The sequence below is a fragment of the Sphingobacterium psychroaquaticum genome (genome assembly GCF_004421025.1).
In the GTDB taxonomy this organism is placed as follows: Bacteria; Bacteroidota; Bacteroidia; order Sphingobacteriales; family Sphingobacteriaceae; genus Sphingobacterium; species Sphingobacterium psychroaquaticum.
This window is the reverse complement of sequence record NZ_CP038029.1, coordinates 884255-898921: the sequence shown is the minus strand read 5'-3', so window position 1 is coordinate 898921 and position 14667 is coordinate 884255. Positions and strand designations below refer to the sequence as shown.

General features: G+C 42.9%; 10 protein-coding genes and 1 tRNA gene. 3 read left to right on the top strand and 8 right to left on the bottom strand.

Features of this window, described 5'->3' with window-relative positions; all coding sequences use genetic code 11:
* The first annotated feature begins 2 nt into the window (after positions 1 to 2).
* Positions 3 to 4652 (top strand): immunoglobulin domain-containing protein, encoded by a 4650-nt coding sequence (locus E2P86_RS03815; protein ID WP_134430869.1) that lies wholly within the window; start codon positions 3 to 5, stop codon positions 4650 to 4652.
* A 192-nt stretch (positions 4653 to 4844) separates the two neighbouring features.
* Here E2P86_RS03815 and E2P86_RS03810 read toward each other — a convergent pair whose 3' ends face one another.
* Complete coding sequence (locus tag E2P86_RS03810) at positions 4845 to 5285, bottom strand: VOC family protein (RefSeq protein ID WP_134430865.1); 441 nt, start codon at positions 5283 to 5285, stop codon at positions 4845 to 4847.
* A 355-nt stretch (positions 5286 to 5640) separates the two neighbouring features.
* Here E2P86_RS03810 and E2P86_RS03805 point away from each other — a divergent pair.
* Both E2P86_RS03805 and E2P86_RS03800 read left to right on the top strand, forming a co-directional pair.
* Positions 5641 to 5714: transfer RNA gene (locus E2P86_RS03805), tRNA-Pro, on the top strand.
* A gap of 204 nt (positions 5715 to 5918) precedes the next feature.
* Positions 5919 to 6737 carry a TraB/GumN family protein gene (locus E2P86_RS03800; protein ID WP_085472487.1) on the top strand — a complete coding sequence of 273 codons (819 nt, stop codon included), beginning with the start codon at positions 5919 to 5921 and terminating at the stop codon, positions 6735 to 6737.
* A gap of 82 nt (positions 6738 to 6819) precedes the next feature.
* On the opposite strand, the gene pdxR is transcribed toward E2P86_RS03800, so the two are convergent.
* The 7 genes from pdxR to glyA all read right to left on the bottom strand — a co-directional run bounded on the left by pdxR (position 6820) and on the right by glyA (position 14610).
* Entirely contained in the window at positions 6820 to 8247 is a 1428-nt protein-coding gene (pdxR, locus tag E2P86_RS03795; RefSeq protein ID WP_085472056.1) for a MocR-like pyridoxine biosynthesis transcription factor PdxR, read from the bottom strand.
* Positions 8248 to 8351: 104 nt separating this feature from the next.
* The gene (locus tag E2P86_RS03790) at positions 8352 to 9173 is read right to left on the bottom strand and encodes a Cof-type HAD-IIB family hydrolase (protein ID WP_262708594.1); all 822 of its coding nucleotides are present in this window, start codon (positions 9171 to 9173) and stop codon (positions 8352 to 8354) included.
* Positions 9174 to 9210: 37 nt separating this feature from the next.
* A complete protein-coding gene (hemL, locus tag E2P86_RS03785; RefSeq protein ID WP_134430859.1) occupies positions 9211 to 10497 on the bottom strand; it encodes a glutamate-1-semialdehyde 2,1-aminomutase in 1287 nt (428 codons plus the stop codon).
* Between the two features lie 2 nt (positions 10498 to 10499).
* Complete coding sequence (locus tag E2P86_RS03780; protein ID WP_134430856.1) at positions 10500 to 10928, bottom strand: nucleoside triphosphate pyrophosphohydrolase family protein; 429 nt, start codon at positions 10926 to 10928, stop codon at positions 10500 to 10502.
* Between the two features lies 1 nt (position 10929).
* A complete protein-coding gene (serC, locus tag E2P86_RS03775; RefSeq protein ID WP_085472060.1) occupies positions 10930 to 12030 on the bottom strand; it encodes a 3-phosphoserine/phosphohydroxythreonine transaminase in 1101 nt (366 codons plus the stop codon).
* The gene (locus tag E2P86_RS03770; protein WP_134430853.1) at positions 12020 to 13291 is read right to left on the bottom strand and encodes a benzoate/H(+) symporter BenE family transporter; all 1272 of its coding nucleotides are present in this window, start codon (positions 13289 to 13291) and stop codon (positions 12020 to 12022) included. Before E2P86_RS03770 ends, serC begins: the two co-directional genes overlap by 11 nt.
* A 38-nt stretch (positions 13292 to 13329) precedes the next feature.
* Positions 13330 to 14610, bottom strand: coding sequence for a serine hydroxymethyltransferase (glyA, locus tag E2P86_RS03765; RefSeq protein ID WP_134430850.1), 1281 nt, complete (start codon positions 14608 to 14610; stop codon positions 13330 to 13332).
* Between the last annotated feature and the right edge of the window lie 57 nt (positions 14611 to 14667).

Sequence of the window (14667 nt, the reverse complement as noted above, 5' to 3'; positions counted from 1 at the left end):
CCATGCAGCATATCAAGCACTTTCTAACAGCGGCCATTGGACTGCTCCTACTCTTATGCAGCATGAAGGCCGCTGCACAGCAGCAGACCATGTACTGGATCGGTGGCACCGGAAACTGGGACGACCTGCGCCACTGGTCCTTCCAGTCGGGAAGCCCGGGGGCAACACTGCCCTCCTCCATACCCAATGCAAATACCCATGTCATCATCGATGCCAACTCCGGCTTTAATGGTGCGACCAACAAGTCCATCAACACCACAGCGGCCGTGCATATCAAATCGCTCACCTTCAAGCCGGATCTCCATAGCAATAATTCACCTTATATCTATGGTCCCAATAATATCACCGTCTATGGGGATGTAACGTTGCAACCCTATGTTAAACTTCGATCTGAGGCTTTAAATATTTTTTTACAGATAAATCCTTCCAATACAGAGGTTGCGACATTAACAAACAACGGCGCCATGCTGGAAATGGAATTTGCAAAAATCGGTGCTGGAAAGTTAATCGTAGCCGACAACTTCAACAACCAAAATGAACGTTCTTTCCGCACAATGTTGCAGGAAGGTCATTTTGAGTACCATGGCGACACACTAAAAACAGACGTCCTCTATATCGAAGGACAGACGAAGGTCGATATGCCAGCGCTAACCACCTTACTTTTAAACAGCCGCTACCTGAATGAAGGAGCCTCAAATTATAGCTCTTTCGTCCTCAGAGGAACTCCTACACTTTCTTTCCCTCAACTAGAAACGATTCGTAGTAATACCACACACGGTTACCTTGATTTTAGGAACGATGCGGTCCTCAACCTAAACCTACCCGCACTAAAATATATGAGAATCGGTGGTATCCTCGGAAACTTTACTGGTCCCTACACCTTAACCGTTCCTGATAACTCAACCATACATCTAACCCAAGAGGGTTGGCAATTTCACGGCGTTGTTGCCCCCAGTAAATTCACGTTGAATTTAAGTCATCCCTCAAAGACCAGCGGAGAGCAAACCCTTTTAAATTGTTCAAATACACAGACAAGATTTCACAAGATTAACATTGAAACACAAGGATATACAGCAGGGATTAATGCATATCTCCTGACTATTGACAGCCTTAATTTCATCAAAACAAATGGAAATTTACTCACCAACATAACCATAGGAAGTCTTTCATTAGCACCAAGAAGAACCTTTACGATATCCAACAATATCAGTCTAAATATCACGGGAGAGATAACAAGCCATACAGATATCTGCGACGGGCTTTTTGCTATTGTTGGTAAAACCAACGCACAGATCGTTAACCAAACAGGTTCCACGCTGGAAGTAAATAATGCAGAAATAAAAAACATCACAGGGGTGGGGGGTACGATTGCTGTCTCGGGTGTGGACTTAGGAAACCCTACTCCGGGCACGATGAGCTTTATCACCTCGGCTCCCGTTAAGAATCTTTTTTGGGTCGGCACCGCGGGCGACAACGAATGGAATACCCAGGAAAACTGGTCTTACAGTTCAGGCGGAACCGGCGGAGTCTGTATTCCAAACTCGAACGACAATGTCATCTTCGACGCAAATTCAAAGATTACAGGAAACATAACGGTAAGCGGATCGCCTGCTACCTTCCACGATATAACCATCAAGGACGAACTCCCCAACAGCAACCTAATATTTACCGGAGAGAGTATGGCTTGCTATGGCTCGTGGTACATGAAGCAGGGTATCTCCATAAACCTAAGTGTATTGTTCCAAAGTAAAGATCCAGGAGAGACCATTACATCTAATGGCTCCTCCTTCTATATGTTATACTTTTCAGGGCTAGGTGACTGGACCTTATCTGATGACCTGAAAACTATAGTAAATGGATCCATTTATTTCTTAGGAGGAATGCTCAACAGTAACAAAAAAAACATATATATTGGTGCAAATTTCTACAGTATTGCCCCCTATAACTCCCCCGTTAATACTATGGGGAAATGGGACTTGAACATCAGCGATTCTAAAATAAGTCTTTATCAGAGCTGGGAATACAGCACCAAAGGCGCCCTGCAAGCAGCAGGATCAACATTAGAATTTCGCCTGACAGGTAGCATCACCTCTTCCCCAAACCACAGCTACCATGATGTGATTCTTGCACCCAGCATCTATTCCAGTCCCTCGTTCAGTATCAGTGGGGGTGCCAATACAAGCTTCTCCGATATTCTTGTATACGGAAACGACGTGACTATAATCGCCAACATTAATGCAAAAAGTCTGCGGTTGATTAGCGAGAAGAAAGGTACTACGCTCTCCTTTAGAAATAACGTCGATATCGGCATTTTAGAAGTCCCCGCAAATGGAATTCTCCGCGTGCAACTCAATCTGCAACTGCTAATCCGCGATCAGCTGATTACACATACCGAAGATTGCAAAGGCAGTATGGAGATGTACGCTACACAGGTGAACAGTACCCTCGTAGCACCAGAAGGCACTTTTTTCAAATTCCGTGCACTAAAAGATATCTTTATTCCCAATGTAATCATGACGGGTGTACAGGCCGATATATCCACCGGTGTATCCTATAACGCAACAGGCTCGATCGTTAGGGATGTAAAAAACTGGCAATTTATCGACAAAGAGCCTAAGGACTTATACTGGATCGGTGCGGCAGACAATAAGTGGTTCAACCCCGATAATTGGACCACAAACAGCGATGGTAGTCCTTCGGGCGGTTGTATGCCTACGCGAGCTGACAATGTCCGATTTAACAGTTTCTCCAACCGCAATCTTCCTATTGTCACCGAAGGTGCAATAGCCTCCATCAATAACCTTATTGCGGATGAAGATTGTCCCGAAAATTTAGAAATTCAACATAAGAGTGGAACATCGCTGTACATTTATGGGGATCGAATAGAAATGGGACGTGGTATGTTTATCCAAAACTTAGGCCTATTTAGCACGACCAGTGCGGCCACAATAATCAACCGTAGCTCCGCCAAGCAAGCATCTGGTGCTTACACCTTAAATATAACCACCCCAACAACAACGTGGACCTTTCGTGGGAACATGCGTGTGCAAAGCAGCTATTCACAAAGTTCGGCAAAAAAAGTTATCTTCGACATGGATACACTTACGGGAGGCAGCTGGTTTACAATCTCCGCCGGCACCCTAAACATAAGCAACCTTAACTTCACGGCGGGAAGCTTTAATTTTAATGGAGGACATGTTATTGCAACCAACTCCACGATTAAACTGTACACAGATTTCACCTCTTCTTTCATCACAAAACACCTGAATATAGAGAACAGTGAATGGACCGTTGCCAATTGGGATCTTTTGAAAGGAAACGACACGCTTTTCGCAGCGGGAAGCCGTATTTTTGTTGGTGGTAATTTTCTGGGAACAAATGGGCATCAATACCATTACGTTGAAACTACCGGTGGAACCCTTTCCAATGATTACAAGATTCAGGGCGACCTTTCTTTTCATGAAATCCGGCTGAACCATAGCCGTAGATTTACGGGTAATATAACCACGGACATCTTGTTTCTGGCACCCCGCGCCTTAACCCTGACCCTTCAGGAAAACACAACGTTGACCGTCACCGAAGATCTATCTTTGAGCGGCACCCCCTGTAGCCTCAATGTGGTTACCTCACGCTTATCCAGCACAGGATCCACCATTAAGTACGCCAATCCGAACGACCGTAATCGATACGACTTTGTCAGTATCGGTGGGATAAAGGCCAGCGAGGCACCGCTGCTGTTTCAGGTCAACTCCGGAAATGCGGGTAACAACAATCAAAATGTAATATTTCTAGCGGGGACACCTGGCCTTATCGGATTAGGAGAAGATCTTCCTTGCGCCGTAATAAACCCGCAGGTAAGTAGCTCCTACCTCCTATCGGCTGAACAATTCTTCGGCGGAAATCTTTCCCAATATAAATGGTACAAAAAAAACAATAAAGGTGTTTTCGTATTGCTGAACACAGCCCCTAGCGCTGTCGAGATCGACGCACGCGCATACGGCCTAGATGGCGAATACAAAGTGGAGATTATTTATGATGCAACAGTCCCAGCCAATCAACAATGTACGGCGGAAGATTTTATCACCGTTTCCTACACCCCTGAATTAGTACACTTGCCTGGAGGAATAGTAGACCTTTCTTTCTGTAGTACGAACAGTCCTACTGTCTCGGACCTCCGTGTCGATCAGCAAACTTTGGATTATATTACTGCGACCGGGGCCACACTTTCCTGGCACAGCAGTATCAATGGCCAGGAGTCGTTAAACGTAAATACCCCCTTGGAAACAGGCACGTACTACGCTGCATTGACCTCCCTCAACAACTGTGAGAGCGCAGAACGAACTAAAGTAACGGTCACATTTTACGAGATGCCAGTTGCCATAGCTGGTCCAAGCCAACGCAAGTATAAACAGAAGACCTTCTTGATGGCTGCAACCGCAGCTGTTGCAGGCACAGCTTACTGGGAGGTGATCAGCGGAGAGGTCGAAATGAATAACACCACGCAGCATAATGCAACAGTTACCCTAACAAACGGAGGCAAAGCAGCTTTGCGTTGGGTAATTGATAACGGAGGCTGTATAGCCAGCGATATCGTCTACTTGGAGTCATATGAAAATGCACCACGGGTAAACCCCAATATACGCACTCGATAGTCCACAAATAAAAGGGGATGCAAAAAATGTTTTTTACATCCCCTTATTATTTGCGGATCACACCTTATAATATTTCTTAAATAGATTTTTAGGATATCCAACAAATACATTACCCTATGAAATGGGGAATCTGCTGTTTGTTATCTTCCATAAATCAACTTTCATCTAATTTCTCGCTTATTACAACGACTATCACGCAATCCACTCCGCATAGGAAACCACGCCTCGCTCGGGTTGTGGGTTACCATCTAAGATGGAAATAAATTCAAGTTGGTTTCCGTCGGGGTCATTAAAATAAATTGCTAAAGCTGGCATCCATGCAAAAACCATAGGCTTCGAGGTCCCATCTTTCAGGAAGTTATACGGTTTCAGCGCACGCTGTGTTAGATACTGTTCCGAAAAATTAAGAATATTTTCTTTGCTGCTTCGAAAAGCAAAATGTCTCGGTTGCAGATTTTCTTTATTTTCCCACAACCCCAACATATAGTCTTTCCCTTCACCTACCCACAAAAATACAATAGGCCTGGTCTCATCGCGATGTGCAAACCGCAAGCCCAGTACTTCGGTATAAAACTTCGTTGCTGCTTCTAAATCACTTACCTGAATATGTGTCTCATAAAGTCCTTCTATCATTCCGTCTTATTTTATTTTTTCAATGTCAAGCACTATCCTGTCCTAGGGAATTCGCTAATGGAAACAAAATAAGGGTTACTCTGTAAAATTTAGTCGCTCTTTTGTCAATTAGTGCCAAAATTTTCAAATCTGAATAACTCCCATCTCCATGTTAAAAAACAAATAAACCTTCTGCAATCGGAACTAAAGCGGCAATACGACTCATAATATGGGTCTACCTTTCATCAGATAAATCTTTCTGAAAAATATATTTCACATATAACGAGCTCATTACCTCAAATAAGTAAAAAAAGTATTGACAACGATAAAAAATGCTTTATATTTGCATCACACAAAAACAAAGGTGATACCTTTTCGGGGTGTAGCGTAGCCCGGTATCGCGCCACATTTGGGATGTGGAGGTCGTAGGTTCGAATCCTGCCACCCCGACGAAAAAGCTCTAACGAAAGTTAGGGCTTTTTTCGTTTAAGGGGTTGGCAAGCGATGAGAACCGAGGTTCGATCCAAAGGAGGCTCAGGTCCTAGCGCGGGACGTGGGCGGCTGAGCCAATCCTGCCACCCCGACAAAAAAGCTCTAACGAAAGTTAGGGCTTTGACTTTCACCTCTCATGCGCTATCACTATATTCGCTTATTATGAAGACACTCTCCGCCATCCTATTTGTATTGCTTTTTCAGACGACTTTTACTTTTAGTCAACAGAAAACCGAAATATACATCATTGGCAATATCCACGATAGCGTACCAAACTATCATCCGCAAATCCTGTTTAATATTCTAGACAAGGTGAAACCAGATATAATCCTACATGAGGTCGATAGCAAAGGCATGGAGGAATACATAAAAGAGGCAAACCCAAAGGGGAATGAGATCAAAGCGAGTAATCAGTATGTTCAGAAATACCCAAACACCAAACGACTACCTTTTGATTTTGAAGGCAGAAACCAGTACAGAAAGGATCTAGGTATGGTGCCCACAGATAATTTAACATTCCGACTAATCGACAAACTGTACAAGGAAGAGAAATTAAGCCCTACGGAGTCTAAAATTTATGAAGAATTCTCTCAGCTAACTAATCGGCTGATGAAAATTGCAGAAGGCCCCCCTGAACAATTCAACAACAGTAAAACAGATAAAATTGCAAAGGAAAGGCAAACCGCTCAATATCACCGTGGCTTATTGAAAATCGTTAACCAACGAACAGAGTTCAAAGAAAATTATGTAACAAAGCCCAATCAAGAAACAATCAGCTACCAAGATGGCTATGCCCTGATGTGCGATTTTTGGGACACACGAAACAAAACCATGGCGAAGAACATATTCGATATCGCCAATACACATAAAGGACAAACAATCGTGGTGCTCACAGGATTTCTCCATCGCTATTACCTGATCGAACAGCTAAAGAAATTGAACAAGGGCAGTTATACGATTAAAGAGTTTTACCAATTGTAACCACCCTCCTTTTGGCAGACCTAATTTTAAGTAAAACGCTATCAATCCACTGCCCCCCCCTTTCTATAATACTAAAACAACATTAAGAAAGACAATTCGCTAAAACCTTAATACCAAACCTAAGTTCATCACGTGTCAGCGCGCCAAAGCCAATTCGTATACCGCCCGACTCATTATAAATCCCATAGCGGGCCGGTGTAAAAAGTTTCACGCTATTCGTTTCAAGCTTATGGCTCAACTCCTCCCAATTTACCACTCCTGAAGGCACCAACCAAAAAGCAAGTCCTCCACTTGGCGTTGCATACGTCACCTTTTCCCGCAGATATTCCTCAATAAGATCTTCCACAAAATCCCGTTTATCACGATAATAAGAAGACACTTTCCTAAGATGTCTTTTTATAGTACCATCATTAATCAACTGTAAAACGGCCTGTTCCATAATACCATCCCCCTGCACGTCAATCAGTTTACGAAGAGCTCCTATTTTCTTCACTAAATCATTATCGTTAGCAGCTAAATATCCGATACGCAATGCGGGAGCCACCACTTTACTCATCGTACCGATATACACATACTTACGAAGCTCAGCCAAACTAGATAATGGCAATAAGGGACGAGAATCATAATGAAACTCATTGTCATAATCATCTTCAATAATCGTAAAACCATAAACATTGGATAGCCGAACTAACTCAACTCTTCGCTTAAGCGTCATTGTTACGGTCGTTGGATACTGGTGATGTGGTGTCGTATAGAGCGCTTTAATCTGCACGCCATTTTCTAAATGATTCCGCAACTCATCCACAACAAGACCGTCAGAATCTACCGGAATGTGCAACAGTGCGGCACCAGCATTCTCAAACACCCGCCAAGCATCAGTATAACCGGGGTATTCAACCGCGACAAGATCCCCTTTATCAAGCAGACATTGACTAACTAAGTACATCGCCATTTGGCTACCTCTAGTAATACAAATCATATGTCTATTCACCTGCATTCCACGCACGTGATTTAACTTCTGAACAATCGCCCGAATAAAGTCGGGATGTCCGAACTCACTCGCATACCCCATAAGATGCCAGCGTGCTTCTCGATTAAAAATTTCACGGTAAGCACGTGCCAGCTCGACCACTGGTGCTATTTTTGTATCCGGATAACCATCATCAAAATTTGTCCGATATTTTTTTGGAGCATCCTTATTTTCTGCAACATCTTCCAATACTTTCGTAGAAGATCTAGAGAATCTAGGCAAGGAATAAGAAACGAATGTACCTATCCGTTCTTTAGAAACGATCCACTCCTCGTTCACTAAAACAACGAGAGCTTCCACAATGGTATTGCGGTTGACCTTAAACATCCGTGCTAAAGTCCGACTACCAGGCAATGCATCACCTGCTTGCAAGCGGCCGGCATAGATTTCGGCAATGATCACATCTGCGATTTGAAGATACACAGCCTTTTTTTCAGCTGAATAATCAAAATGAATTTCAATATTCCACGGTCTCAACATCTCACCTATTACTTTGAATACACACAATATTAGCTTGGTAATTTATTATGACAATACAAACATAACAGCTCATAACACACTGTCTGTATTACAGTTAATTAAATTCAACCTAGTCCAGAAAACTCATCCGCTATAATTTTTGGAGAAATTAAACCAAACTGAATCAAGGCGTTTAAAACACCATCTTCATCAACAGAACCCGTTACATATTTAGTTTGATCTTTAATCCATTGTGCCGCATTCCCCATAGCAACACCATACTCAACAAACAATAACATCTTCAAATCATTCCCTCCATCACCAAATGCAACCGTTTTTTGTCGGTCGATACCATAATAGTCCAGCATTACTTGAACACCCGAGGCTTTGTTGAATTCCATATTATTTACGTCCGCAAATAACTCATGCCACCTTGTAAATTCACAGTTTGGCATGACTCGCTCAGCAAGTTCCTTCTCTTCTTCAGCATCAATGTACAACGTAATCTGAAGGACATCTTCATCTAAAATTTCCTCCAGCGGCACTTCTATTGGAAATGCAACATTTGTATGCACAAAGTGAAACTTAACTTTATCATTTAAATTATACGCAAACATTCCCGCCTCCGTCGTGTAGGCAAAAGCAAATGGGCCATTCCCCGCCTTCAAATAATCAACAAGCTGTTGAATGTCTCTTTTAGGTACCATACCATGTGACAACACTATCCCATTCGCATCCATACAACATGCACCATTCGAACTGATAAACCCATCAAAAGGAAAATCTACCACCTCCCTGATCTGATTTATCGAGCGCCCGCTGGCAGCAAAGACGAATACGCCATTTTTCCGTAGTTCATATAACGCGTTAATTACTAAAGGTGAAATAGTATGCGTCTTGAAACTCAATAATGTTCCATCTATATCAAAAAAAGCAGCTTTAATCATTTCATTCGTATATAATAAATCCAATAATTATCAACGTTTAAAACTGACGAATCGTCAAATCAACGGCCTCCAACGTGCGGTCGAGATCATTAAAAGACAAAGCATCAGAGAGAAACCATGTTTCATAAGAAGATGGAGGTAGATAAATACCGTTTTTCAACATTCCGTTAAAAAAACGCGTGAACATATCATTTGCTGCAGCATGAGCGGTTTCAAAATTCGTAATCTTACCTCTGCAAAAGAAAATAGAGCACATCGACCCCGCTCTATTGATCGTAAAATCAATATTATACTTTCTAAACAAGGCGGTCATTCCATCTTCAAGATATTGACCTTTCCTCTCCAATCTTTCGTAAACAGTCCCATCTTCCGTTATTGCCCGCAACATTTCATACCCCGCAGCCATGGCTAATGGATTACCAGACAGCGTGCCAGCTTGATAAACCGCCCCTACGGGAGCCAGTTCATTCATTATGTCACTTTTAGCAGCAAATGCGCCAACAGGCAAGCCTCCCCCTACAATCTTCCCAAACACCACGATATCCGCTAACACTTTAAAATACTCTTGCGCTCCTCCCTTAGCCAATCGAAACCCAGTCATCACTTCATCAAAAATGAGCAAAGCCTCATAATGCGTACAAATATTCCTCAACCCCTTAAGAAATCCGTTATCAGGCGGAACACATCCCATATTTCCAGCCACAGGTTCTACTATAACCGCTGCTATTTCGCCTTTAAATTTCCGAAAGAGCGAACGCACGCTCTCCAAATCGTTATAGGAAGCCAATAGCGTGTCGACAGTTGCGCTTTCCGTAACGCCAGCACTTGACGCGATACCTAAAGTCGAAAGCCCACTTCCTCCAGCAATTAAGAATCCGTCGGCATGACCGTGGTAGCATCCCGCAAATTTTATGATTTTACGCTTTCCAACGTATCCCCTGGCCAATCTCACGGCACTCATGGCAGCTTCTGTGCCAGAATTCACAAAGCGTATCTTCTCAATACCGGGAACCATGGATACCGCTAACTGAGCAATTTGGCTTTCCATAGTCGTCGGTGCGCCAAAAGAGGTGCCCAGTTTAGCTTTATCGATTATTGCCTGAATCACCGGAGGGAATGCATGTCCATATAACATCGGCCCCCATGAGTTCACATAATCAATATATTCATTTCCATCTTCATCATATAGATATGCTCCTTTCGCCCGTTTGATAAAAACAGGAACCGCATCGACATTTTTAAACGCCCTTACCGGCGAATTTACTCCACCTGGAATATAACACTGGGCATGACGAAATAACTCAGAACTTCTTGTATAGTGCATGTTTAGTATAATTTACCGTGTAACCTAGGACGACCTCTGTTGTACATGAGCTTCGTCCATATATGTTGTTCAATATCAATCTCCATTGCGCCAGCAAGATCAAACAAGCGAATCATGGCATCCGTTATTTCATCCTCAAAAGTATCTTTTACGAGATCTAAAAAGATTTGAGAAACTAAACGATAATGGTGGTCCACACCAAATTCTTCCAAACAATATCCCGCTCGTTCCAAAGCCTGCTCAAATTCTTCAAATTTTACATGTCTTCCTTTTCGATCCGCCTCCAACGCTTCGCCGAGTTCGCTGGTAATCAACATAAGGGCCTCCCCGATATTCAGCTCTTTATCCCAAAAACCCTTTTTTTGGTTATCTTCAAATATTCTTCGAGCTAATTGATTTAACCCAGGTATGACTATTTCTTTATTTTCCATCTTATCCTCCATGCATTGCTGAATAACGAATTTCGTGCTCCTTTTGCGTGCTAAACTCCCGCATCGCGGAGACCAACACTTCAACATCCTGTAAGGTAACGGCATTGTAAAGAGACACCCTAAAACCACCAGTACTACGATGCCCTTCAATTCCGATTATGTAACGGTCACGCGAAAAATTTAAAAACTCTTGCTCCAAACCAGCCGTAACCATTGTGAAAGTAACATTCATCCGAGATCGATCTTCCGTCCTAGCAGTTCCTACAAAAAGAGGATTATCATCAATCTCTCGGTATAAAAGCGCAGCCTTAGCGTTATTCTCCAATTCGATTGCTGCCACCCCTCCCTTCCTTGTCAACCAACGAAAATTAAGCATAGCGACATAAATAGCATACACAGCTGGTGTATTGTACATAGACTTGTTCTCAATATGCAGCCTATAATCAAAAATGAACGGGATAACACGCTTTACATGTCCGAGTATTCCTTTCTTAATTATTACGATTGTAAGCCCTGCCGGACCCGCATTTTTCTGCGCACCTGCATAAATCAAGTTATATTTTGAAACATCAATCCGACGACTGAAGATATCTGAAGACATATCACAAACCAATGGAACGGTAACCTCAGGGGTAAAAGAAAAAGCGGTTCCGTAAATTGTGTTGTTCGAGGTATAGTGGAAATAGGCAACATTCGAAGACACCTTAAAATCCCGAGGAAGAAAATTATAGTTGGCATTGATCGAGCTTCCGACCACGACCACCTCCCCAAACCTCTTTGCTTCTTGGATTGCCTTGTTGGCCCACACGCCTGTATCTAAATAAGCCGCAAAACCATCCGGCGGAAGCAAGTTCATAGGCACCATCGCAAATTGCGTGCTAGCTCCTCCTTGTAGAAAAATTATATCATGTGTTTCAGGTACCTCCAAAAGGTCTCTCACCAATGATTCCGCTTCGTCGACTACATCCATAAAGTACTGACTTCTATGTGATATTTCCAGAATAGAAAGTCCTGTATTATTAAAATTCGTAATCGCTTTAGAGGCCTCTTCAAGAACCTCTTTTGCAAGTTTGCCTGGTCCAGCACCAAAGTTATACTTCATCTTTTTTTCTTAAATATTTAACATTATTTTTTAGGGAAATCGACTTTGTAGCAACTAGAGGTTGTTCCTGATGGACCGTTTTAATCCGAAATTTCACATGGATAATGGTGTAGGTCAATAAACCAGCCACCAAGCCCCAGAAAGCACCTCCAATCCCGAACAAACTGACATTTGCAGCAGATACGAGAAACGTTATCAATGCCGCCTCCCGAGTAGATGCATCCTCCATCGCATTAGAAATACTGCCCGCAATAGTTCCTAATAGAGCTAAACCCGCCAAAAGGGCAATAAATGAGGAAGGAAATGCCATAAAGAGCGCAACAAAAGTTACACCGAAAATGCCCACCAAGGTATAAAGAACGCCACATGTAATTCCGGCTACAAATCTTTTTTTTGGGTTTTCATGCGTATCCTTACCCGTCGCTATTGCCGCTGTTATCGCTGCGACATTAAAGGGTGAAGATCCAAAAAAACCGAAAATCAAAGACCCCAAACCGGTGGCTGTAAGAATCGGATTTGCACTGATATTATATCCGTCATTTCGCAAAACCAGCATGCCTGGCATATATTGACCCGTTAGGGTAACGATAAACAAAGGTAGTGCAACGCTTAACAAAGAGTTTAGTGAGAAAGAAGGACTCGTATAGACAGGAACTGCCAAGCTCCATTCAATTGCGCTAAAAGAGATCTTATCACTCACAATCAAAAAACCGAGACCAATAACCAACACCCCTAATATCGCATATCGGGAAGTAAACCTTTTTAGGAAAATGAAGGAGCCAAATAGCAAACAGACCAACACGGGATCCACTTGTATCTCCTTAAAAGCATTGATACCAAATGGGAAAAGTATCCCTGCCAACAGACCGGCAGCAACGCCTTTGGGAATAAGTTTAATCAAGCGATTAAACATACCTGATAAACCAAGCAACAGAAATGCAGCTCCCGAAATCAGATAAGCACCAATCGCATCGCTATAGGGTATACCATCCAGCGCCGTAATCAGAAAAGCCGCACCGGGAGTCGACCAAGCGGTAATAATGGGCATCTTATATTTTATACTCAACCATAGTCCACTTAGTCCCGTACCGACAGAAACAGCCCATACCCATGAGGTCGTTAGCTCCGGACTAAGTCCCGCTACTTTTGCTGCTTGAAAGACTAAGATAAAAGTCCCCCCATAATTAACAATAACGGATACAAAGCCTGCAATCAACAGACTGGGAAAGTCACTACTTTTAAGTTTATTATCTTGATTCATTAGGCAATAGATTAGATTTTCTCAATAGATAACGGTTATTAAAGCACAAACAACGGACGATCCATCATCATTTCAGCGACTTCCTTTTTCACCTTTGCGTGCAATATCGTATTCCCCTTATCACGCAATACGGTATCGACAAAGTCCACTATTGTTTCCATATCCGACTCCACCAATCCTCGGGTCGTCACGGCTGCTGTTCCAACACGAATGCCAGAGGTGAGTGCTGACGGAAGTGTATCAAACGGGACCATATTTTTATTAACCGTAATCCCGGCTTGTTCCAAAAGATCCTGCGCCTCCTTACCGGAAAGATTTTTATCACGAATATCGATTAACGATAAATGATTATCCGTACCACCAGAAACAACCTTATAGCCACGCGAATTGAAGGCCGCAGCCATCTTTCGGCTGTTACGCTGTATCTGCTTGACGTAACTGGTGTATTCGTCTGTCAAAATTTCACCAAATGCTACCGCCTTGGCCGCAATGATATGCATCAGTGGACCACCTTGGATCCCTGGGAAAACAACACTATCGAGCACACTTGACATCATTCTTAGAGATCCATTCGCACTCTTATACCCTAGCGGATTTTCAAAATCCTTACCCATCAAAATCACACCTCCTCGCGGTCCGCGCAACGTTTTATGCGTAGTGGTCGTAACGATATGACAATACGGAATTGGATCACTCAACAGCCCCTTTGCAATCAATCCCGCGGGATGCGCTATATCGGCCAACAATATTGCGTTCACTTTATCGGCAATCTCCCTAAATCGTTTATAGTCGATATCTCTGGAATAAGCACTTGCACCAGCAATGATCAGACGGGGTTTTTCTTGAAAAGCCTTGAGCTCAATAGCATCATAATCCAACAGTCCCGAATCACGATTAACGCCGTAAAATGAAGGAGTATATAGCTTGCCCGAAAAATTAACCGAAGATCCATGGGTAAGGTGTCCACCATGCGTCAGATCAAAGCCTAATATTTTATCCCCCGGTTGTAAACAAGCCGAGAACACCGCTGTATTCGCCTGCGAGCCAGAGTGCGGTTGAACATTGGCATACTCAGCTCCAAAAATTTCCTTGGCTCTAGACTGTGCAATGTTTTCCACCAAGTCAACAAACTCACACCCTCCGTAGTAACGCCGGCCTGGATACCCTTCCGCATACTTGTTGGTTAAGATAGATCCCGCCGCAGCCAAGACATCTTCACTCACAAAATTTTCAGAAGCGATGAGCTCCAGACATTCACGTTGTCTCTTTGACTCTCGATTTATTATTTCAAATAGGATATTATTGTTATTTCTCGTCATATCTGAACTGGTTTATTTTATTTACACCACAAAACTATAGGGAAGCTGTATCATTTA

What these genes read in the sequence shown, in the direction of transcription:
- E2P86_RS03815 (WP_134430869.1), top strand. Translation starts at nt 3, where the DNA reads ATGCAGCATATCAAGCACTTTCTAACAGCGGCCATTGGACTGCTCCTA.
- E2P86_RS03810 (WP_134430865.1), bottom strand. Translation starts at nt 5,285, where the DNA reads ATGATAGAAGGACTTTATGAGACACATATTCAGGTAAGTGATTTAGAA.
- E2P86_RS03800 (WP_085472487.1), top strand. Translation starts at nt 5,919, where the DNA reads ATGAAGACACTCTCCGCCATCCTATTTGTATTGCTTTTTCAGACGACT.
- pdxR (WP_085472056.1), bottom strand. Translation starts at nt 8,247, where the DNA reads ATGTTGAGACCGTGGAATATTGAAATTCATTTTGATTATTCAGCTGAA.
- E2P86_RS03790 (WP_262708594.1), bottom strand. Translation starts at nt 9,173, where the DNA reads ATGATTAAAGCTGCTTTTTTTGATATAGATGGAACATTATTGAGTTTC.
- hemL (WP_134430859.1), bottom strand. Translation starts at nt 10,497, where the DNA reads ATGCACTATACAAGAAGTTCTGAGTTATTTCGTCATGCCCAGTGTTAT.
- E2P86_RS03780 (WP_134430856.1), bottom strand. Translation starts at nt 10,928, where the DNA reads ATGGAAAATAAAGAAATAGTCATACCTGGGTTAAATCAATTAGCTCGA.
- serC (WP_085472060.1), bottom strand. Translation starts at nt 12,030, where the DNA reads ATGAAGTATAACTTTGGTGCTGGACCAGGCAAACTTGCAAAAGAGGTT.
- E2P86_RS03770 (WP_134430853.1), bottom strand. Translation starts at nt 13,291, where the DNA reads ATGAATCAAGATAATAAACTTAAAAGTAGTGACTTTCCCAGTCTGTTG.
- glyA (WP_134430850.1), bottom strand. Translation starts at nt 14,610, where the DNA reads ATGACGAGAAATAACAATAATATCCTATTTGAAATAATAAATCGAGAG.